The sequence below is a fragment of the Candidatus Saccharibacteria bacterium genome, assembly GCA_016432585.1.
Classification (GTDB): Bacteria; Patescibacteriota; Saccharimonadia; order Saccharimonadales; family Saccharimonadaceae.
In genome coordinates this window covers 1-22,408 of sequence record CP066696.1, presented here as the reverse complement: position 1 = coordinate 22,408, position 22,408 = coordinate 1, and the positions used below count along the sequence as shown (strand labels likewise).

Below are 22,408 nucleotides of genomic sequence, written 5' to 3'. Positions count from 1 at the left end.
TTACTAACCCTTTATTTTGCAATATTCCGACGTGAAACATCTGCCATCGAAATAGTACTGACCGACTCGTCGGTAACGTAATATTGAGGCTCCTGGCGACTTTCAACCAAAATTCGCCCAACATACTCTGCCAAAATCACCATAATGATGAAAAGTATAAAGAACATGCCAGAAAGCTGTAAAGAGGTCGTCGTCCAACCCTCGGCAACTCGCGTATTCGATATGTTAAGAGCAAGGACGTAGCCTATGTACAGAATGTTAATGAAACTAGCAAAAACCCCCAGCCATGTCACGAAACGCAAAGGGTGCGTCGAGTAACTCGTGGCAATCTCGAGCGCCTCGATAACGCCTGTCCGAAGACTTCGTTGATTACTAGGGTTTTGCTTTGGCCTATACGAAAAAAGTGTTGGCTTGAAGCCTATAAGACGAACAAGGTGGCGAATATGTCGGTGATTACGGTGTGTGCTAGTGAGCGCGTTTACCGCACGACGACTATAAGAGGCAAAATACGTCGCATTGATAGGTATGTCGATATTGATATGTTTACGGTTATACCAATAAAAGAGGTTTCGGCCCAAACGATTACCGAACGCACCGGTTATAGGCACGTCGCTAACCCCTTGAACGACATCGTATTCCCTGTTCTGTTTTACGATACCTTCAATACTGTCGATAGGATCCACCGTTGGATTAACCGTGCACACAAAATCTCCGATTGCAGCCTCGAGGCCGGCAAAAACAGCCGTATCGTACCTGGTGCGCTGTGAGAGGCTCATTATGCGAATACAAGGAAGTGACTCTAATAGTGCTGACGCATCAATTATTTCTTTTTGATCGACGCCATTATTAACAAGAAGGATCTCGTAATTAGTATAATGGCCTTCCAATAGGCTTGATAGGTCTTTCAAATATGTCGAAAGTGCATCTACCTCGGCATCTGCCACAATAACTACAGATACAAAAATGTCCTCAAGCTCACTTTTAGCCACAAGTGACATTTTCTTATTTTTTCCCATACAACACCTCTAAGTCTACAAAGACATCATAAATATTATCAACTTTTCCTCCCATTATACAGGTGTACCCAGGAAAGCCCAAGTTGCTCTTAAAGAGAATCGGTCGGCTATCATCACTTTCGCTCTTAACGAGGACTGTCTTCACTTCGCTAATCGTGTCTCGAAGCTTCATACCCTTCAGCGCCGGTACATAACGCAGAACATCCGATTCCATTTTTTTGTAATTAGTATGAAGATCGTAGCCGTCATAGTATTTATGCGAATCTTTAAGCACGTCCGGTGTCTCTTCGTTATCAATCCACGACGTATGCGGCGTGTAACGAACATGAGATAACGTATGAAGCTTCCGACTCGGAAAAGGCATAATTGAAAAGAATGGACCGTCCATTACCGTTACGCTAAAGTTCTCGAGCCCCTTAGGCAACTCCACTAAGCACATCTCGGTAATCTCGTGTTTTAATCCCACCAAAGGCAGCCCCGACCGCCTATGAAGCGCATTGATTTGTGAGTAGGTGCAGTTAAATACCTTATCCGCTAAGTATTTCTGCTTATTTGTCGTGACTCCTAGTTGATTATTTGTATAGTCAACAGTTTGAACTTCTTCTTCGTTGTGAATAGTAATGCTTCCTTTGTATTTCGCAATACGCTCCACTAATAGGTCGCGAAGGATATGAGAATCGAAAGCATACTCCTTAACAAGAAATGTCTTTTCAATAAGATGCGGATTGAATAGTTTTTCTATTTCTGGCGATGCTGGTGCAATATCTGAGCCGATTTTTTCACTAAACGCCCTAAACTGACCCGCATTCACCTTAGACAGATGACGGGCAATCGAGTAGTATTTGTCGAAATCACTAACGATTGCCGGCTTGTACTCTTCAACAAATGTCGGAAAGTTAACTGCCGACCTGTATCCGGTAAGAAGACTACGCGGATAGTGATAGCCGTTATGAACACGAGCCTGGTTAACGTACGACGCCCGCGACATGAGCGCTTTTTCTTTTTCTATAATCGCAATCTTTTGAACGCCAAGCTGTTCATGTAGGAATAGTGCGATGCGCAGGCCATAAAAGCCACCGCCTATAACTACCGCGTCAACGATCTCAGGGTTATTATCTCTCATACAGCACCTAGCATACCAAATATCAACTGAGGTGCATAGCAGATGCGTCACAGTTACATTATCTCGTCAGCACTCCGCTCTGGATATTCATGCCGCGTTGACACAATAGTCTGAGAATATTATAATTTACAGGAGATAAAGATGGTATAAAAAATGAAGATAAAAAGAAATACAATAAACAAAAAGGTAGTAATTTCAGCGATATTCGTACTCGCTCTTGTCGCTGGCTTTTCGGTGTTTGCTATTGTATCGAATCGCCCGACACCTCCAGCTGAAGATTTAAATCAAACGGCAAACATTCCAACCGACCAAGACAAAGCTCCGGCCACAACTCCTCCAACCGACGAAACATCCGACTCACCAAAAACACCTATTGAAAACGACAAACAAGATACTCCGCCAGCTGGTACGGTCGTCACTACTATCACCTCTGTTACCACTTATGATAATGAGATAAAAATCAGCAGCCTCATCGAGTCGATTACCAATACTGGCACCTGTAAGATCAGCCTTAAAAAGAGTGGCGTCGTCGTTACAAGGTCGAGTGGTATCCAGGCACTCCCTAACGCCTCGACCTGCAAAGGCTTCACTATACCAAGAACCGAACTCCCAGATGGAGTATGGACAATAACTCTTTCAGTGACCATCAATAACAAAACTGGCACCGCCACAAAAGAATATGAGATTAAATAGCCTATGACTAACAAAAGAATAAATATAATAACTCTCTCATTATTCGGACTTATCACAAGTATTGCCGCGTCGTTCATGCAAGATGCGCCAGCACAAGCGCTTACAGGCTGGAAAGCCGGCAATATCATGGACAACTCGATCATGACAAACAAAAGTACAATGTCCGCAGGTGCCATTCAGACCTTTCTGAACAAAAAAGTACCTACCTGCGACACTAATGGTACACAAACATCAGAGATGGCAGGCGGCAAAGACTACAACGGCGACGGCCGAATAACCCGCGCCGAGTGGGGACGTTACAAATACGGGCAGACAACATTTATATGCTTAAAAAATTATTCACAAGATGGAAAGTCTGCCGCACAGATTATCTATAACGCTGCTCAGAAATATTCCATTAACCCCCAAGTACTCCTAGTCTTACTTCAAAAAGAGCAGGGCCTCGTTACCGACACATGGCCGCTTAATATTCAGTACCGCAGCGCCACCGGATACGGATGTCCCGACACCGCACCCTGCGACTCCGATTATTACGGATTAACCAATCAGCTCGATTGGGCAGCAAAGATGTTCAGGGCAATCCTTAACGACAGCCCCTCTTGGTATACGCCATACGAACTTGGCAATAACTTCATTCAATATAGTCCAAATTCTTCGTGTGGCGGCAGTACGGTCTATATCGAAAATAGAGCAACGCAAGCTCTCTACAACTACACTCCCTACCAGCCCAATAAGGCCGCTCGCGACGCAGGCTGGGGAACTGCACCTTGCGGTGCGTACGGTAACAGAAACTTTTACCTATACTTCACCGATTGGTTCGGCAGTACTCGGGCCAGCTTCACCTCACTGCAAACGCCCCGATGGATGCAAGTAAAGACCGACACTTACAAAAAGAATCCTGGAACATATAGTAACGTCGACGGCACTATTGCAGCCGGCACTCAGATATTCTTCTCGAGTAAAATTACTAGCGACGGCGTAACCTATATCCGCACACGTCACGACACCGACAAAAACGAGAATAAAGGAATTCTCGTTAGTGATCTTGAAGAGGTAACGATAAGCTATACACCTCTTACGTCGCCACGCTTTTTTGAAACAACAAGTGATCTCTATAAGTTAGACCCTATTACTGAGCGTCCGGTTGGAGCGTTAATTCCTGCGGGAACAAAAATATACGCGCCCACAAAAGTTAACATTGGCGCTAGTTCATACCTCAGAACACAACACGACTCAGACAGAAATATTCAGGCAGGTATCCCTCTTGCCAGTCTTCGCGAAACGAGCGTAGCATACGAAAGACTTGGTCAGCCCCGCTGGCTACAAGCCGCTACGAACACCCAGGAAGTTGATCTTCGCACGCAAGCCACAACAGGATTATCTATTGGTGCAAACTCGCAGCAATACTACGACTACAAAACAACACTAAACGGGATAACGTATCTCACAAATGGCCTACCCGCTACGGGCGAGTATCCGGGAATACCCCTCGCAGCCTTTATGGAAATACCCTTCACGCCTATCAAGTATGCGCGCGATTTCGTGACCGCTTCAACCACCCAAAAAGTCACCCCGGCCACTGGCACAGCGATAGATAGCACGATTAATTCTGGAACAAAAATACATTTTACCAGTAAAATTGTCGTTAACGGACAAACCTATCTTCGCACCCAACACGATACTGATAGAAATCTGCAAAAAGGCATTCCGTTTACATCACTCAAAGAGGATTTCTTGAACCTAAAGTATGTTCGCGATCTTATCACTATCCGCGATACGTACAAAAGAAACCCGACGACTGGCGCTACATCAGGATCTGTTATACCGGCAGGGACAAAGATTCGTTTCGCTTCAAAGGTCATAACCGACCAGTCATATCTTCGAACTCAAGATGACACTAACAGTAGCTCAAATTTAGCCATTAGTGCCTCCGATTTACGCGAGGACTTTGTAGCGCTTCAATCACCACGCTACCTCACCGTGCAGCGTAATACGTACAAAAGAAATCCGACGACTGGATTGCCGGTCGGAGATCTTATTCCAGCTGGATCGGTAATATTTTTCGCAACCAAAATCGATATGGAGGGCGTAACATATCTTCGCACTAGCCATGACACAAATGGAAACATCAACGCTGTTATCCCGATGTCACTGCTTCGATAATCTACTATGAACGAACGCGGTTCTTAAGTTTGCCAACAATAAAGTTAGGTAAAAGGCGTTTTGCCACAGTGGCAATATATCCCTGATCATATTTGAGCTTGCTCATAATATAGCCTACTCCCAGGCGCCCTTCCGCAATCTCTTGTCGCAAATATTTATTCATCAACTTGTTAGAGTAGTAACGGTGCCTGTCCGTGCCGCTACCAAAGCTGTTGTTTGCTGTTGAGCCAGCAACGAACTTTCGATGGTGATAGTTCGCAAGTGCAAAGCCGGGGTCTAAAAACTCCACATCGTATTTTTGTAAGAACCTTATTCCAAAATCCCAATCGCCTAATACAGGCAATGTTTCGTCGTAATAACCGATCTCTTTAAAAACGCTGCGTCGGTAGATGAACGTTATAGGGGTCATTTGATTATCTATGCATTGTCTGTAGAGATTAATAACCTTCATATCAGGCATCCACTGCTCCGTCTTGACATGGTTTACAGGCCCACTAGCCCCAACAAGCTCTTCCGTCACCTTATCTGTCCTCACCACCACGCCCATACTGTCGTTTTTCTTCATACTCTCAACTGATCGTTCGAGAAACTCAGGATGCCACGTATCGTCGTCGTCGTGAATAGCGACAAAAACAGAATCAACACTCTGGATAGCCTTATTTGAGGCAGCCTCCATTCCGCTAGATCTATCGTTGTGAATAACCTTTACTCGCCCTTTGATTATTTTTTCGTACTTGGCCACAAGCCTATCAACCGGCTCAGGATCACCTGCGTCATTAATAATGACATGAATGAAGTCACCCATCGTCTGCTTATGCACCGACTGGATGGCTCGTTCGAGCAAAATAGCGCGATCTTTGGTTCGTGTAATAATAGCGACTTCTGGAAGCTGTTTAGTCATACAATTATTGTACCATTTTGTACTATTCTTTCTCGATAGCTAATATAGACTCGAGGACCCGCTGACTATTATTTTTGTCGAAGTGCCCGAAGAAGCTTTCAACCCTTTTTTTATACTTTTCTTCCATTGCGCAGTTCGATTCAATACTTTTCACAATCGCCGCCACGGCTGTATTGATATCATACGCGACCGGACCAAAACCATCTCTTGGATACTCAAAGTAACCTTTATTGTAAAAGTGATCCGAGTAAAGTGTTTCAAAGTCAAACTGCGTATAAATGACCGGCTTCTTTAGATACGCAAAATCAAAAAACACACTTGAATAGTCGGTGATAAGAAGGTTCCCCTCCTTAAATGCAGCCCTGTAGTCGTATGGCGGCGCCTTAACGCGAAACTGCTCATTCTGAACAAAATCATCCACCTGTGACGAAAGTGCCGGATGCAGAAATAATTCGCCGGTCATATTATGTTTCTTCAGCGCCGAAATAATCCGCTTATCACTCATAATTGATTGATAGAACTTATAGTACTCGGTATTCTTGAAGTTATTATCCTTAGATCGCACACCCGTCTTTGCATTCGTCTCACCGGCAATGTTCTGGCGCCATGTAGGGGCGAGAATTATCTTGTTTGCCGGCTTGTTTTCCAGAAGGTCGTAGCGCGGAAACCCAGTTAGCTTCACAATATCGCGATTATAATCGTAATTATTTTGAATGATTGACTCAAGTTCGGGCTTGGCGGCAGTTACAAATAGCTTCATATTTTTACTAGATCGCTTAAGCCAGCTTGAAATATCGTCCTTCGTTATACCGTGCTGCAAAAACACAAAATCAAACTTATAGAGATCAATAAGATCACGCCATAGCCTGTCGAAAGCATTTATGACAAAGTCATCGGCGTGTGAGGATATAATCTTATCAGACATAAGAAAAAGTATTTTATATCTAAAACTACCCCTATCCACAACGCTGCCATATCGTTTCATTCGCTCGTAGTCGCTACTGCTTCGGGCAACTGCAAAGTACACTCGCACATCACCCGGAATGTCGGTCGAGGTTTGAAGGTGGCGAAATAACGCCTCGCCATTGTCACCCGCTGCCACTATTCGGTCTGAAACAAGCCAGATTTTTCCCTTAACCCAAGGTTTGCAAAAGTGATAAATAATACGCCAAGATATCGACTTCGCGTTAGTAAGTAGACTGCCAAGAAGAATCGTGATCGCTTCTTTTAACTTACTGATGTCGCCTTTTTTCAGCTCTGCGAGTGCATTCCTTACAAGATTAAGACGAAGTCGCTTAGAAAGTGCTAGCAAATAATACAGCTCGTGCAAAGTTCGCCTCACAGGCGTACTGCTTACAACCTCAAGCCTCGTCCGCCGCCTGCGAACTATCTTATTGGCCATTACGCGATACGCTCCGTCGCTTTCGTTGTTTATGTAGCTATAACGATGTGTCACCAGGCTCATTGGATATCTTTTTTTACCAACTTTTAGGAAGGGCGTGATCGTTGGATTTGATTCCATAGAGGTTTGTACTTTATACGCTTTATCACGAGTAACTAAGGTATCGAAGAAAAAAACCTGAAAGGTTTTTCGCTCCTCAAGCGGAGCACTAAGCTCAACACCGTCTACGTCGATGGCGCATGTCACCCCAGGGAAAATAACCGTGCGCACAAAACCCTCAATAGTAATATCTTTATTTTTGGCACCCATAAATTCGATTGCAAACAGAGGGGATTGCTGATCATAATCGTAGAGTAATGTTTCGTTGTAGTAGTACTTTTGACCCCTTCGTTCAGCGTGGTCTACGACAGATTCACCGTACTTATGTGATAAAATAAGCAGCTTATAATCTATCGAAATATCGCGCTGCATCATCACTATATCATCATCGATATCTGTTAATAATTCGACGAGTAGCTGTTTGAAAACATCGGTATCAGACTCACTCAATACCCCTCGTTGCGCTTGTTTAAACTTCCATTGCAAATCATACATTGCGACGTACTGAATGTAACGCGAAACACGCCCTATTTTTTGCCTAGATAGCCTAAATAGATGTCCATGGACATCGTTTAGCATATCAATGTACCATTTTCGATCCCGCACAGTATGACTAAGGGCTGAGGAATCGTTTTTTCGCTTGCGATACCAGTAAATCGGCCCAGCCACAACACCGTAGGCACCCTTCTCTAGTATAATCTCGTTTATAAGCTTTGCATCCTCGCCATACTTAACCTTCGGATCAAAACGAAAGTCATGCGAAACAAACGCCTCTCGTCTAACAAATATTGACCCCCCAGAAAGTTGCACGCTTTGCGGCTCCTTTTCGATATCAATAACACGCGAAGTGTCGTACTTATAATTGAGCATGTGCTCGCCCTGTTTTGCATCAAAAAATTTAAGCCGTATAGATACTATATCGATTTTGTCGCCATTAGTTTCAAAGAAATCGTACACCTCGTTCAGCGTATCGCTCGACAACTTGTCGTCAGGGTCAAGAAAGCTTATGTATTTCCCTGTAGCAACTTCTATTCCTCTGTTGCGCGCCGCGCTAACTCCTGCGTTCTCTTGTTCAATATATTCAATATTGTTTGGGTAACGCTTTTTAAATTGCAGGCATATGTCCTTGCTATTGTCTGGACTTCCATCGTTAATAAATACGATCTGACAATCCTTCTCGAAGTTCATAGTTTGCGATAAAATACTCTCAACGGTTTCAGATAAATACTCTTCCACATTGTAGATTGGCATTACAAACGAAAATTTGAACTTGTTTCCTTGCTGACTCATTTATCACCTTCCGACAGTTGATTCTCTTTCATTGAAATAATTGTTTCATACACACGCTTTGAGTTGTCTCTGTCAAATTTGTAAAAAAACGACTCAACACGTTTTTGGTATTTTTTCGGCATTGTGCAATCATCCTCTATTGTTTCGGTAATTAATCTGACTGTCTTATTATACTCATACGCCACCGGGCCAAAACCGTTTTTCTCGTAAGAAAAGTAGCCCACTTTACTTGTATGTGTCTTATAAAAACTATCCTCGTCGAAATGTGTATATATAACGGGCTTTTTTAAGTATGCAAAATCAAATGCGACACTCGAATAGTCCGTCACCAAAAGACTCCCTTCGCGCTTCGCCTTTGGATAGTCGTGCGGCATTTCTTTTATTGTAAAAAGTCCATTTCCCTTAAAGTCTTTTATCTGACGCTTGAACGATGGATGGAGGTATAGTTCACCAGTAAATCCATATTCTTTAAAGACCGCTAAAAGACGTTGATCGTTAATAAGATCTTGATAGAACTTGTAATATTCCGACTTTATAAAACCCGGGTTATACAGCCGATCACCCGTAATTGGATCTATGGGACCAGCAAGATTATCCCGCCAGGTTGGCATTAGGATTAGCTTTTTCTTTGGATGACTCGACAGTAAGTCGTAACGCGGAAGACCCGTCAGCTTGACGATATCCGAACCATACCCGTAATCTCCGTTAATAATCGACTCGTATTCGGGCTTAGTAGATGTAACAAACAACTTAATATTCTTACTGTATTTATTCAGCCAGCTTGAAATATCATCTTTAATTATTCCGTGTTGCAAAAAAACAAAATCAAATCTAAATAGATCTACGAAATCTCCTACATATCCGCGAAACGGATTAATAACATAGTCTGCGGCTTCGGACGAAATTATCTTGTCCGACAGAAGGAAAAGAATCTTATAGTAGACTCCCCCATAATCAACAACTTTTCCGTACTTTGTTAATGCCGCATACTCACTGCTTTTCTTACTGATAGCAAAGTATATTCTTGCGTTCACATCTGGTCGACTAGCTATGTAACGGAACAGAATTTCACCGCTATCATCGGCCGCCATTATACGGTCAGAAATAATCCATATTGGCCTGCGATAAAAGGGTCGCAGTGCAAAATACGCCGCTCGCATAGCCAACGAAAAGAGGTTGCGCACCACACTCTTCAAGGGGATAAGAACCCATCTCAGTTCCATAATAGCCGTCTTTAAATCGACGCCATTCTTTATTCCATAACTAAAAGTGTTAGACCGTTTCCAGTTGATCATAAACTCGCGCACCACCCCCAGCTTCAGACGCCGTGCAAGCACGACGGCATATTGAAGCTCCGCAGCAATTCTCCTCATTCTTGTGCGTGAAGTAATGGTAAGGTAATTATAAAATCGCTTAACAATAACACCATCGCATGCCCAGTAGGACATTTTAGCCATTTGGTTGAGGTGAGAGAATCGCTCAAATACAAGAGGCAGTCTATAATTCTCATCCCCTTCTACGCATGCGTAGGCCAGGCCTGCACGCTTTGGTATGACCACTTTAAATCCATACGGCTCGAAAATCACTTCATCCAGAAAATAAGTACGCTTATGAATTCGCGGCACTTTGATTATTTTGCATTCCTTGCCGTCAACAATAACCTTAAGGTCATTGCCTCCAAAAACAGCACCCTGAACATAGCCCTCTACTTCAAGCACGTCGGGTCGTTCTTCTATCATATCCACAACCACCGTCCGGGCATCTGAAACGCGGTCGTATATTTTAACGCCTTCATAAAACACCTTGCCCTGGCGCTCCTCGGCTTTATTTATAATCTTAGTCTTGTGTTTTTTGCTCAGAATGTACAATTTATGTGACACATCAATCTGTCTTTGCGCCACAATAACACGATCGTCGATTGCCGCTACGAGGCTGAAAAGCAGCTTCTTATACCGCGAAACCTCTTCGGGTGAAAGAACACTTTGTGTCGCCTGCTTAAATCGCCACTGCAAATCATACATGGCCATAAACTGAATATACTCAGGAATTTTCCCTTCTTGCTTGGCTGCGATATCAAACAGGCTTTTCCAAGCTCGAACAGGCGTCTCCAAATACCAGAACTTATCTTTTATCGTCGTATCAAGGCTCGACGCCTGATCAAGGCGCTTCCTATAGAAGTACGTCGGTCGAACAACAACGCCAAACTTAGGGTTCTTTAAGAGTATTTTGCCCATAAGATGAGAGTCTTCGGCGTAGCGCCCTACAGACTCCTCGAACATATATTCTTTTAAGATATCCGCCTTAATAAATGAAGAGGTGATCGACATCTGGATTTCGTCGTAATTCTTGGAAAGGTCAATTATCCTATCAGATGTAAACTTGTAATTGAGTGGGTGTTCGCCCGTACGAGCCTCGAAAAATACCTGTTTGATAGCCACCAGATCAATCTCATCGTAGTGACTTTCAAAAAAAGAGGAGACCTCTTCGAGAGTGTTGCGTGAGATACGGTCGTCAGAATCGACCATGCTGATATATTTACCCTCAGCAAGTTCAATGCCCCTATTGCGTGCAGCCGCAGGCCCTGCGTTTTCCTGCTTGATATAGCGTATATTATTGGGGAATCGTTTTTTATACTCTAGGCAGATTTTTTCGCTATTATCTGGACTTCCATCGTTAATAAAAATAATTTCACAATGACGCTCGAAGTCCATTGATTGATTGATAATACTCTCAACCGCCTCGCTCAAGAAAGACTCGACATTATAAACGGGCATTACGAAAGAAAAATTGTATTTATGCAAATTTGACCGTAGTTTGTCCGTCATCAATCCTCCCCTCTATAATTCAATCGCATTGCGCACACCACATTGCGCAAAGATGTCATTCTCTATTATACCCCTATCGTATTGATAGTTTCCAATCATTTTCACAACACCGTCAATATGTTAGCGCTTCACCTTTTTAAGTAGCGGCAGTAGCGTTGTCTTATGAAGCACGAGTCCACGAAAAAAAGAATACTTGCGCTTTGCGAAGACCTCTCTTCGTATACACACTTCTAAAAAGCGCTTGCGTACCTTGCGGGCTGGAATCTTGATAGTAACCGTGCTCATAATATCGACAAAATCCTTAAGATAGCTTGACCGTAAGCGCCTAGGCACCCTTTTCTCGTAATAGACGATGAACTTTTCTAAAAAATAACCCGCAAGAAGATAGTGCGTGTGCTCCATGCGCGGCTCCACTCTATCAAATGAAAGCCTTACAGCCCTTAAGAAATCACGATAGTGCTTGTCTGTAGTAATATGCGAATGTGTTGTTGACGAGTCGTTCTTTCGAACAACATACAAAGGGTCATGAATAAGGGATATCCTTTCAGCCCGGTTTGCCACGCTAACAACAAATAAAACGTCCTCGTAAATATGCCCCTCATCGTATCGGATATTATGACGTAATAAAAATTCTTTCCTGAAAAGATTATTAACGCTAAAATAGTTTCTCATATCCATAAATTCGTCACATTCAGCCCCAACGAGCAGTGCCCTATGCGAGAATGATTCGCTATTAAAGTGACTAAGGTGCGTCGTACCATCTGGCAATCTACTGAGCATCTTCCAGTCAAAATGTACTGCATCAGCTTTATCCACTTCAGCTCTCGCAACTACAAGTTCAAGAGTTTGCGCCTCTATGTAATCATCGGCATCCACAAAAAGCACATATTCACCCGCTGCGCGCTGAAGGGCATGGTTGCGAGTATAGCCCTGTCCCATATTTCTCTGATCGATTAGCGTAATGCCCGCATGCTTCTTCGCATTCGCCCTCAAGAGTTTTAAGCTGCCGTCAGTCGATCCGTCGTTAACTAAAATAATCTCATAGTTACTGTAGGTTTGGGAATAAATAGAGTCAAGACACTCTTGAATATACTCCTCGCAGTTATAGACAGGAATAATTACCGATACGAGCGGCTGTTTGCTTTTGACTAACACTGCCATGCTTCTTCCTATCATTATAAAACGATATGCCCGCGTAGTAAACTCGCCTCTATTGCGATATAATGGAATTCTATGAAGACAGTCCTTACCTACGGAACATTCGATCTTATGCACTACGGCCACATTGAACTCCTGCGGCGTGCCAAAGAGTTGGCCGAAGGTGGAAAGCTCATTGTGGGCGTTTCTACCGACGCATTCAATGAAATCAAAGGCAAAAAGACTCACATGCCCTACGAAAAACGCAAAGCACTCGTCGAAGCGTTTCGTTATGTTGATATGGTTATTCCCGAGGAAAACTGGGCACAAAAAGTAACCGACATCCAACAGAACAATGTTGATCTTTTCGTTATGGGCAACGACTGGGAAGGTAAGTTCGATGAGCTTAAGGAATACTGCGACGTTCATTACCTCGAGCGCACGCCTACTATCTCATCGACAGCCATCAAAAAAATCATTGCCGAACTTGAAACGATCGAGAGCGAAACCAAATAATGTCGGCTGAACCCCGAATTTATTATTTTCTTGGCAATATTACCAGTCACATTCTTCATGCGCTTCCTCTTCAAAAAGAACTTGGTGGAACTTTCATTGTTTTATCCGAAAAGGCAAAGCGAGAAGTTGAAAAATATAATGTCCCCGTTATCACCATCAACAATAAACCTCGTCGCTGGACGCGCTTCGGGTACAAAATAAAGCCGGTCTTTCATTACCTTAAAATAGATAACGACCTTAAAAAAACAAGTGACTTTCTTAATAAAAACGCCGACGTTGTTGTATTTTATGAGCTCTACGACTTTAGCCCAAGCGTCAGGCTTACCACTCCTAAAACCGTGTTTCTTACCCATGGCAATATGCTAAAAGACTACATGGCAGGCGCCAACCGCCTTCAGGTGCTCGAACAATACGACTACATGGCGGCGCTTGGACCATATCTCAAAAAAGAGTTCGTCGACAAAAATGGCATTAGTCCAAATAAACTTGTAGACATTGGCATTGCGCGTACCGATGAAATTGTCAAAAACCGAGGTAGTATCGTCGTTCCAAAGAGCCTGCTTGAATCCGGAGATATCGACCCGACAAAGCCAATCGTTTCATATCTTCCGACGTACTGGGGAGCCTCATCTATTTATACAGTTGGTAAAGAGATTGTTCGTAATTTTCCCGATAACTACACATTACTCTTTCGCCCACATCCTCAGACACCCGCTAAACTTCTTCAAGAATATTTTGACATAATCGCTACTAAACCCGGCAATATCATTTACGCTCCCGAGGGCAAATATAAAAACCTTGGACTTATCGAAACATTCGAAGCCAGCTCCGCTATCATTGGTGATGTTAGTAGTGTTATGCTTGAGGCAATTCTTACAGACAAGCCACTTATTTTTGCCTATGACACTGGCGCCAACCAGCAAGATGCCAGTGATTATGCCTCTATTTCGGATGTCGTTGAGCACTCACAAAAAATAACTACCGAGAACGCCAAAAAAATTGCAGACATCCTATCTATATCAATCAGCCAGGGGATTGATAGGTTTATATGGACTCAAGCAACCGAACGTAACTTTTTTGATAGCGACGGGACAAGTGTCGAGTCAATAGCATCTTTCATTAAGAATCTTAGTAAGGAAAGCTCTTGATAAGAGCTCGCTGAAGCCTTCTGAGTCGACGCACAGGTACGTAGCTCTGTATGGCCGTGGTAATCGCACTATTATCACCCAAGATATCAGGCTTCACACTAACAAGTTCTCGCTCGGTCGACATATAGTAATCATTAAACTTGTACGATCCGCCCGTAAGGTTATCGGAAAGCGGCATCCAGAAATTCGGAACCGCAAAACTATCCGCCACAATAAGACCATGAAGGCTCGATGACAAAACTAGCTCGCATGATGTAATGTCCTTAGCGACTTTTGCCGGTGTTTGAAGTGGATCAATCAAAAGATATGTCGGATCGTTCTTTATTTTGTCAAGAAATGGGCTCTCCTTGTCGACATAATGCGCCACAATCCCAACCTTATACTTTTTTTGACGGGAAGGTTCGAATGCAAGGTTCGAGAGTAGTCCAGGGTCGCCCAATGCGATTTTCCGATCCGCCTTTACGCGCTGTCTAGAAAGTGGCCCGCGAACGGCGTAAAAATCAAGATTAGAACAGTCGTTATCATCACCCTCTTCAATAAAGCCACTGCCCCACACCTTAATAACATTGCCTTTTGATTCAGTCTGTAATACACCTATGATCGAACCGGCTCCCGCCAACTCACAGGTCGGCACATCAGTCCATACGCACTTCCTACCCCAAATATACTCAATAAGATAGGGTGTAATCTCATCGCCAAAATTAAGTTTTTTTGGATATTGATACCTCCACCAATACACTTTTAGCGGAGCTTTTTTTCGATTTCCTATTTTTCGATACGCTAAATTAGGGTGAAGTAAGAGACGCTTAAGTCCCAGTCGGCTGATTTTAGGCATTGTCTTTCACCGTTAGCTCTGCCGGACATACAACAGGGTAATGAACATTGTCTTTCGTGTTACTAAATGTAGCAACATCCTCCCAGTTATCACAGGTAGTTATGCCATCCATAAGATTAACCGTCGCACTAAGGTGATAAATAGCGCTTCCAAATATATTCGGCATCGTAAACACAAGGTTTTTCACCTCACCCGACTTGAATGTCATATGTGTCGCACCTCCAACATTAAGATTATTGGCACCAGCTATTACTTTTCCTTGGCTGTCTTTTATCCTAAAGCCGAACTTAACGTCACTTTCAGGGGGAGCTTGGCCGGCTCGAAGCGTAGCATCGACGATGATCGTATCCTTGTTTACATCCACCTTAAGCGTGTCGATAACAACATCTTGATTACCCCAGCGTTTTCCACTTTTTTCATTTTTATTATCAGAGGGCTTATTAAACATCTTAAGGTATTCGTCGGCCACGTCATCAGGAGAACCTTCGTGCGTAATCTTTCCATCCTGTATGAGAATAGCTCTGTCACAATATTCACGCACCGCCCCCATACTGTGAGTAACGAAAATAATCGTCTTCTTCTGTTGCTTAAGTGACTTAAAGTAGTCATAGCATTTACGCTGAAAATCTGCATCACCCACCGCTAATACCTCATCGAGCAAAAGAATATCTGCGTCGGCGTGAGTCGCCACAGAAAAAGCAAGCCGAACCTTCATGCCGCTCGAATAGTTTTTGAGCTTCTGATCCATAAATTTCTCAAGTTCAGAGAAAGCGACGATTTCATCATATCGTTCGTCCATTTCCTTTTTGGAAAATCCAAGAAGCGCACCGTTCAAATAAACGTTTTCTCGCCCTGTCAGTTCAGCTTTAAATCCAACGCCCAGTTCGATAAATGGCACCAGCTTCCCAAAATGCCTGACATGACCGCTAGTGGGCACGTAAATATTAGATAGAATCTTTAATAGTGTACTCTTACCGCTACCGTTTCGGCCCACAATTCCTAAAAATTCACCCTCTTTAACGTCAAACGAAATACCCTTTAGCGCCTTGTAATAGTCCGCTCCTTTATCCTTCTTATCGAAGATGTGAACAATGCTGTCCTTAATCGAATCACTCTTGTGGTGCGGAAGGTAAAATTCCTTATGAACATTCTTCACTTCTATTACAGGTTTTGCCGTCATGTTAAATATCCTCCGCAAAACGAGGCGACCTCTTTTTAAACAACCAGGCACCGAATACGATTGTCACAATAGAGATACCAAGAGGAACAAGCGTCATGAAGATACTAGAACTTACTCCCGCAGAAAGCGCCGGTATGACAGCCTCCCGGGCGTCCTGAATTGCCTGGGCTGCAGGGTTGAGAAGAAGTACATGACCTGCAGTCGCATTCATCTCCAGGACTTTAACAACCGGGAACAATACAGCCGATCCATAAAACAGCGCCTGCATGACAATCTCCCATATGTAGTTCACGTCCCTAAACTTTACGTATATCGTACTCAAAATAAACGCAAGGCCAAGCCCAAAAATAAAGATTTCTAAAATAAATACCGGCGCATAAAGCATCGTCCACGAGAACTCTACGCCATTTATAAGCATAAAAACACCAACAACGAGCAGGTTAATAATAAGGTTTATAAACGCAGATAGGCTGGTGGCAAAAAGAATAACGTACTTTGGGAAATTGATTTTTCGAATAATGCCACCCGATCCTACTACGGATTTTAACCCCTGGTTTGTCACCTCGGCAAAAAAGTTCCACATAACGATTCCAAGAAGCATCGCAACTGGCCAATGCGGAATGTCGCCGCCTATTTTTAAGAAATAAACGAAAACGACATATAAAATAACAAATAAGAATAGTGGTCGAAGCAGTGACCATAGATACCCAAGCGCTGATCCCTGATAACGAAGTTTGAAATCGGTAATCACCAACTCCCGCAAGAGAATGGCAGAGTATCGATATTTATCGAATAATTTTTTAGTCATGATTGTTGCCATTATTATATACCATTAGCTCCTTTCCCACCAAAAGACAAAACAGAATTACTTTGATACGCTAGAAAGATATGAGATTACTCGAGCATGAAGCAAAAGCGGTTCTAAAAGGTAGCGATCTACCCATTCCATCGTCACAGCTTATTACTAATATATATCACGGATCTCTCCCTGTCGTCCTTAAATCGCAAGTTCCCGTAGGTGGCCGTGGTAAGGCGGGTGGCATTAAAATCGTTAGCGATAAAGGTATCCTGCAAACTACAATCGATGCGATCCTCGCGCTGCCTATTCAGGGTTACCTGCCAAAAACCATCTTAGCTGAAGAAGTTATTACCATAGAGCGTGAATGCTATCTTTCACTCCTTATCGATCGTGACTCGGCCACAATACGCCTTATCGCCCACCCGGAAGGAGGTGTTGAAGTCGAACAACACACGACCGACTTTTTGAATATTCCTATTACTCTTCAGTCGATCGACGATAGCGCCCAACAAGCAGCAGCGCGTCTTCAACTTCCAGTTGACCTTGTAACACCATTCATCGCCAAGCTATTTGCAACTTTTATTAGGAGCGATGCAACACTTATCGAGATCAACCCTCTTATTCTCACCAAAAACAATTCGCTCATATGCGGTGATTGTAAAATGGAACTCGACGACAGCGCTTCTTTTCGACACCCAGATTGGAAAGCATACGAAAACCAGGCTTCTAGTGCTAATTTCGTCATACTTGACCCGTCGGGAACTATCGCGACAATTGCAAATGGCGCAGGACTTGCCATGGCTACTGTCGATGCCGTTGCGGCACACGGCATGAAACCTGCAAATTTTTTAGATATCGGCGGAGGTGCCACAGCGGGTACAATTATCGCTGCCTTTTCAAAAATCATGGAATTCCCAGATATAAAAGCGATTGTTATCAATATTTTTGCAGGAATAACTCGCTGCGACGAGGTCGCAAAAGCTATTCTCGAAGCAAAAAAGAGCATCACCAAACTACCGCCTTTATATATTCGATTAGCTGGCACAAACTTTGAAGATGCCGTTTCGATTTTAGCAAGCGAAAACATCCCCACTCTCGCTACTCTCGAAGAATGCTTGCTTGCCGCAAAGGCCGAGGTTACTCATGAATAGGGAAGTAATGAACGCAAAAAACGTCATTGTTCAGGGAATTACCGGTAGTCATGGTTCGTTTCATACAGCACAAATGATCGATGCTGGCACAAATATCGTAGCGGGAACATCTCCTGGAAAAGCCGGCCTAAGCGTTGCTGGCATTCCCGTTTACAATACAATTGCAGACATAAAAAAAGATATGCCTGTCGACGCAACCGTTGTTTTTGTACCCGCCCCGTTTGCAAAAAACGCCCTTCTCGAGGCTATCGAAGCACGTATCCCCCTTGTTGTATGTATCACCGAAGGTATTCCTATTCATGACATGCTTGAAGTAAAAAATCGTGCCGACGCAGCCAAAGTTGTACTTATAGGCCCCAATTGCCCAGGTGTCCTTATGCCCGGCCTTCGCAAACTTGGTATCATACCGGCAGCCATGGGTCTTCCCGGCTCTATGGCCGTCGTTAGCCGCTCGGGCACGCTTACCTACGAAGTCGCAGCAGGTCTTACGGCGCGCGGTATTGGGCAGAAGTACATCATTGGTATTGGCGGTGACCGCATTCAGGGAACTAGTTTTGTTGACTGTCTCTCCTTATTCCAAAACGACCCAGACGTCACTGCGATTATTCTTATCGGCGAGATTGGCGGCACTAGCGAACAGCACGCGGCCAAGTATATTGCGCAAAATATCACAAAGCCTGTTTATGCTTGCGTCGCGGGCCACGAAGCGCCAGCCGGTATTCCACTTGGCCATGCGGGCGCAATCTTGGGCTCTATAGATGAATCGGCGAACGCTAAAACTGCCGCACTCGCCAGTGTTGGCGTCCAAACTTTCAACAGTATCACTAGTCTTGTTCAATCAGTAAAGTGATATACTTATAGCAATGAAACACCGTAAAAAAATCAGTCTCCTTATCCCTGCTTACAACGAAGAAGAAGCGCTTCGACACCTTTATGAACGGCTCAATAAACTTGCCGGCGAAACGGTCGATTACGATTTTGAATTCCTTTTTGTCAACGACGGAAGCCGCGATAAAACGCTCGAAATAATCAAAACCTACGCCGAAAACGATCATCGCATTGCCTATGTCAATCTTTCGCGCAACTTTGGTAAAGAAACGGCCATGATTGCCGGCCTCGACCACGTCACCGGCGACGCAACAGTAATCATCGATGCCGATTTGCAGGATCCGCCAGAGCTTATCCCGCAAATGATCCAGCTTTGGGAACAAGGCTACGACGATGTCTACGCGCGACGCACCAGCCGAAAGGGTGAAACTTGGTTAAAGAAAATAACCTCTAAAACCTTTTATAAGGTCTTACAAAAATCAACCCGAATTCCTATCCAGCAAGATACGGGCGACTTCCGCCTTCTTGATAGGCGCTGCGTTGACGCACTACGCCAAATACGCGAAAGTCAGCGCTACACCAAAGGCATGTTTAGCTGGATTGGCTACAAAAAGAAAGAAATTACCTATAACCGCGATCCTAGGGTAGCCGGTGAAACCAAATGGAACTATTTCAAGCTCGTCGATCTCGCTATTGAAGGCATTGTATCTTTCACAACATCGCCATTGCGTTTTTCTACCTATACAGGGCTTGTTGTTTCGTTTTTTGCCTTCGCCTACATGCTTTACCTTGTTATTCGTACATTGTTCTTCGGCACCGACCTCGCCGGGTATCCATCTATGATGGCCGCTATTCTGTTCCTCGGTGGCGTGCAGCTACTTTCCCTGGGGGTTATTGGCGAATATATTGGCCGTATTTTTAACGAAACAAAAAACCGTCCGCTGTATTTCGTAGAGGAATATCACCCAAGTGATGAAAAATAACTCACAAAAAATGAGGTTCGTACTTGTTGGCGGCCTCAATACCGCGATCGACTTTGGCCTTTTGTTTCTTCTACGATCTTTCGGCCTACCCGTTATTACATCTAACATCATTTCTACAACTGCTGCGTTTTGTTTTAGCTTTTTTGCCAATAAAAAATATACGTTCAAAACAACCGACACTAATATTGTTCGCGAAATAGTATTCTTTGTCGCCATAACGCTTTTTGGCCTTTGGGTGTTACAAACCGTCGTTATTTATGTTGTGACCGCAGCCTTTAGCGGGCTAAGAATTCCAGATAACCTCACACTTCTGATTGCAAAACTCGTTGCGACGGTTGTGTCGCTCGTGTGGAATTACACCATGTACTCACGGGTTGTTTTTACAAAGCAGCCAAATCAACGATCGTAATCGTCTGCAAGGCGAATAATATCATCCTCATTAGAGAGGTCATTTTTGTCGGTATGCTGCCAAATTTCGGCCACAATCGTGTATGTGTCTTTCATGCCGGCCAAACGATGCCGCTCGCCCTTTGCGAACTGAATAACATGCCCGGCGGTCACCGCGATAGGATTGCCCTGCTCATCTGAAGCGCTTTTATGGTAATGGCCATCGGTTAAAAATGCCCACCGTTCTGCTCGGCGGTTATGATACTGCCAGCTGAGGCGCTGGCCAGGTGCTACAATAAGAATCTTCGGGCTCAGTTCGGCGGCTTCTACACCTAACCTCGCCTGGATCGGCGTAAGGCCAGGGAAGAACTCGTTTACAAATTCGTCCGCCTGAGTGCTGTCGATACGAATATACGCACCCCAAGGTTTTTGGTCGTTCAATTCAACTACCTTATAGCCGCTATCCTCTATATTGCGGCAAAGCTCACTCACAAGGACGCTCTTTTCAATATCACTCTCGATATCGAACTTATGTATATTTCGAAGCAACTGATGCATACTCCCTCTATTATACCGTATAATAGTAACACTATGCATATTGCCATCGACGCACGAATTATCAATACATCTACTGGCCGCTACGTTGAACGCCTTGTTTATTACCTGCAAGAAATCGATAAAACCAATCACTATAGCATTCTCGTTCCAACAAAAGACCTTGATTTTTTTAAGCCTTCAAATAAGAACTTCAAGGTTATCGCTGCCGACTTTGCTAATTATTCTTTCGAAGAGCAAACGAAATTTAAAGCATTCCTCGATACATTAAATGCCGATCTTGTTCATTTTTGCATGCCACAACAACCGCTTTTATATAGTGGCAAAAAAGTAACTACCGTCCACGATCTTAACCTACTAAAGACGTACAATACCGACAAAAACTGGCTTATGTATCACTCAAAGCAGCTTGTGGGTCGCTATCTTTTTAAGCGCATCGCAAAAACGAACGAACATATTATCGTTCCTACAGATTATGTCAAAAAAGAGTACATGGACTATTCGCATATTCCCGAGAATAAAATAACTCGTACCTACGAGGCGGCTGATGTGTTTTTTGACAAGCTCAAGCCCTACAAGCACCCATTCAAAAAATTTATTATGTATGTCGGCCAGCAGTCAGATTACAAAAATATTCGCCGACTTGGCGACGCGCATCAGCTGCTTCTTGAAAGCTATCCCGATTTAGGTCTTATTTTAGTAGGACGCAAAACCCCGGGTGCCCTTAAGAACGAAGCGTATTTTAAAAGCAAAGGCTATAAAAATATTCATTTTACCGGCTTTGTCGAAGACGAGCAGCGCGACTGGTTATTTAAGAACTGTGATGCCTACGTATTCCCTTCAATTATGGAAGGTTTCGGCCTACCAGCCCTTGAAGCTATGGGATATGGCGCGCCTGTTGCCAGTAGCTCGGCGACATGCCTTCCCGAGATATATGAAGATGCAGCACACTACTTTGACCCCTTCGACGTCAACGATATGGCTCGTGCTATTGGCGACATTCTTGCCAGCAAAGCACTCCGTGAATCACTTATTAAAAAAGGCGCCAAACAAGTTAAAAAATACTCGTGGAAGCGTATGGCAAAACAAACCCACGCAATCTACATGAACGCACTTAAAAAGAGCTCCTAGGAGCTCTTTTGTACAATAACGATTCGGCGGTCACGACCTTCGCCCTCAGAAAAGGTGCGAATATCGTCGTATTCATCGGCAACGCGGTGAACAACGCGTCGGTCGGCTGCATTAAGATCTGCAATATGCGAGTCACCGGTTCTACGAACCTCTTCAATCCAAACACGCGCGTCTGCAGCAACCTTTTCGGCGTGCTGTTTTTTGTAATCAGCAACGTCTACGTTAACGCGGGTGAGTTCGGCATTT

General features: G+C 43.8%; 20 protein-coding genes. 9 read left to right on the top strand and 11 right to left on the bottom strand.

Annotated elements, in window-relative coordinates; genetic code table 11:
- Positions 1 to 11: 11 nt before the first annotated feature.
- Together HZB75_00100 and HZB75_00095 are read right to left on the bottom strand one after the other, a co-directional pair.
- Positions 12 to 1,016, bottom strand: coding sequence for a glycosyltransferase (locus HZB75_00100; GenBank protein QQG50900.1), 1,005 nt, complete (start codon positions 1,014 to 1,016; stop codon positions 12 to 14).
- Entirely contained in the window at positions 1,003 to 2,139 is a 1,137-nt protein-coding gene (locus HZB75_00095; GenBank protein ID QQG50899.1) for an FAD-binding oxidoreductase, read from the bottom strand. Before HZB75_00095 ends, HZB75_00100 begins: the two co-directional genes overlap by 14 nt.
- A 153-nt stretch (positions 2,140 to 2,292) precedes the next feature.
- Between HZB75_00095 and HZB75_00090 the strand changes: the two genes are divergently transcribed.
- Together HZB75_00090 and HZB75_00085 are read left to right on the top strand one after the other, a co-directional pair.
- Entirely contained in the window at positions 2,293 to 2,832 is a 540-nt protein-coding gene (locus tag HZB75_00090) for a hypothetical protein (GenBank protein QQG50898.1), read from the top strand.
- Positions 2,833 to 2,835: 3 nt separating this feature from the next.
- Entirely contained in the window at positions 2,836 to 4,995 is a 2,160-nt protein-coding gene (locus HZB75_00085) for a hypothetical protein (protein QQG50897.1), read from the top strand.
- A gap of 4 nt (positions 4,996 to 4,999) precedes the next feature.
- On the opposite strand, the gene HZB75_00080 is transcribed toward HZB75_00085, so the two are convergent.
- The 4 genes from HZB75_00080 to HZB75_00065 all read right to left on the bottom strand — a co-directional run bounded on the left by HZB75_00080 (position 5,000) and on the right by HZB75_00065 (position 12,673).
- On the bottom strand, positions 5,000 to 5,896 hold the full coding sequence (locus HZB75_00080) for a glycosyltransferase family 2 protein (GenBank protein QQG50896.1): 897 nt from the start codon (positions 5,894 to 5,896) through the stop codon (positions 5,000 to 5,002).
- 22 nt (positions 5,897 to 5,918) lie between these two features.
- Positions 5,919 to 8,687: a CDP-glycerol glycerophosphotransferase family protein gene (locus HZB75_00075; GenBank protein ID QQG50895.1), complete on the bottom strand. Its 2,769-nt coding sequence runs from the start codon at positions 8,685 to 8,687 to the stop codon at positions 5,919 to 5,921.
- The gene (locus HZB75_00070) at positions 8,684 to 11,461 is read right to left on the bottom strand and encodes a CDP-glycerol glycerophosphotransferase family protein (GenBank protein ID QQG50894.1); all 2,778 of its coding nucleotides are present in this window, start codon (positions 11,459 to 11,461) and stop codon (positions 8,684 to 8,686) included. The genes HZB75_00075 and HZB75_00070 overlap by 4 nt, the downstream gene beginning before the upstream one ends.
- A 171-nt stretch (positions 11,462 to 11,632) precedes the next feature.
- Positions 11,633 to 12,673: a glycosyltransferase gene (locus HZB75_00065; protein ID QQG50893.1), complete on the bottom strand. Its 1,041-nt coding sequence runs from the start codon at positions 12,671 to 12,673 to the stop codon at positions 11,633 to 11,635.
- 72 nt (positions 12,674 to 12,745) lie between these two features.
- Here HZB75_00065 and tagD point away from each other — a divergent pair, with 72 nt between their 5' ends.
- The gene (gene tagD / locus HZB75_00060; protein ID QQG50892.1) at positions 12,746 to 13,165 is read left to right on the top strand and encodes a glycerol-3-phosphate cytidylyltransferase; all 420 of its coding nucleotides are present in this window, start codon (positions 12,746 to 12,748) and stop codon (positions 13,163 to 13,165) included.
- Entirely contained in the window at positions 13,165 to 14,313 is a 1,149-nt protein-coding gene (locus HZB75_00055) for a CDP-glycerol glycerophosphotransferase family protein (protein ID QQG50891.1), read from the top strand. The genes tagD and HZB75_00055 overlap by 1 nt, the downstream gene beginning before the upstream one ends.
- On the opposite strand, the gene HZB75_00050 is transcribed toward HZB75_00055, so the two are convergent.
- The 3 genes from HZB75_00050 to HZB75_00040 are packed head-to-tail and all read right to left on the bottom strand — an operon-like array spanning position 14,294 to position 17,136.
- Entirely contained in the window at positions 14,294 to 15,148 is an 855-nt protein-coding gene (locus tag HZB75_00050; GenBank protein ID QQG50890.1) for a polysaccharide pyruvyl transferase family protein, read from the bottom strand. The genes HZB75_00055 and HZB75_00050 overlap by 20 nt on opposite strands.
- Positions 15,141 to 16,328, bottom strand: coding sequence for an ABC transporter ATP-binding protein (locus HZB75_00045; protein ID QQG50889.1), 1,188 nt, complete (start codon positions 16,326 to 16,328; stop codon positions 15,141 to 15,143). The genes HZB75_00050 and HZB75_00045 overlap by 8 nt, the downstream gene beginning before the upstream one ends.
- A 1-nt stretch (position 16,329) precedes the next feature.
- Complete coding sequence (locus HZB75_00040) at positions 16,330 to 17,136, bottom strand: ABC transporter permease (protein QQG50888.1); 807 nt, start codon at positions 17,134 to 17,136, stop codon at positions 16,330 to 16,332.
- Between the two features lie 80 nt (positions 17,137 to 17,216).
- On the opposite strand from HZB75_00040, the gene HZB75_00035 reads away from it, so the two are divergent.
- Genes HZB75_00035 through HZB75_00020 form a run of 4 tightly spaced genes read left to right on the top strand, consistent with a single transcriptional unit; the run spans position 17,217 to position 20,498 of the window.
- Entirely contained in the window at positions 17,217 to 18,278 is a 1,062-nt protein-coding gene (locus HZB75_00035) for a hypothetical protein (GenBank protein ID QQG50887.1), read from the top strand.
- Positions 18,271 to 19,128 carry a succinate--CoA ligase subunit alpha gene (gene sucD / locus HZB75_00030; protein QQG50886.1) on the top strand — a complete coding sequence of 286 codons (858 nt, stop codon included), beginning with the start codon at positions 18,271 to 18,273 and terminating at the stop codon, positions 19,126 to 19,128. Before HZB75_00035 ends, sucD begins: the two co-directional genes overlap by 8 nt.
- A 13-nt stretch (positions 19,129 to 19,141) precedes the next feature.
- Positions 19,142 to 20,089 (top strand): glycosyltransferase family 2 protein, encoded by a 948-nt coding sequence (locus HZB75_00025; protein ID QQG50885.1) that lies wholly within the window; start codon positions 19,142 to 19,144, stop codon positions 20,087 to 20,089.
- Positions 20,079 to 20,498, top strand: a complete 420-nt coding sequence (locus HZB75_00020; protein ID QQG50884.1) for a GtrA family protein — start codon at positions 20,079 to 20,081, stop codon at positions 20,496 to 20,498. The genes HZB75_00025 and HZB75_00020 overlap by 11 nt, the downstream gene beginning before the upstream one ends.
- Here HZB75_00020 and HZB75_00015 read toward each other — a convergent pair.
- On the bottom strand, positions 20,486 to 21,034 hold the full coding sequence (locus HZB75_00015; GenBank protein QQG50883.1) for a phosphoheptose isomerase: 549 nt from the start codon (positions 21,032 to 21,034) through the stop codon (positions 20,486 to 20,488). The two genes, HZB75_00020 and HZB75_00015, sit on opposite strands and share 13 nt — an antisense overlap.
- Positions 21,035 to 21,067: 33 nt before the next feature.
- Here HZB75_00015 and HZB75_00010 point away from each other — a divergent pair, with 33 nt between their 5' ends.
- Positions 21,068 to 22,162 carry a glycosyltransferase family 4 protein gene (locus HZB75_00010; GenBank protein ID QQG50882.1) on the top strand — a complete coding sequence of 365 codons (1,095 nt, stop codon included), beginning with the start codon at positions 21,068 to 21,070 and terminating at the stop codon, positions 22,160 to 22,162.
- Here the strand turns inward: HZB75_00010 and HZB75_00005 are convergent.
- On the bottom strand, positions 22,159 to 22,408 hold a 250-nt coding region (locus tag HZB75_00005), incomplete at its 5' end, for a single-stranded DNA-binding protein (GenBank protein ID QQG50881.1). The two genes, HZB75_00010 and HZB75_00005, sit on opposite strands and share 4 nt — an antisense overlap.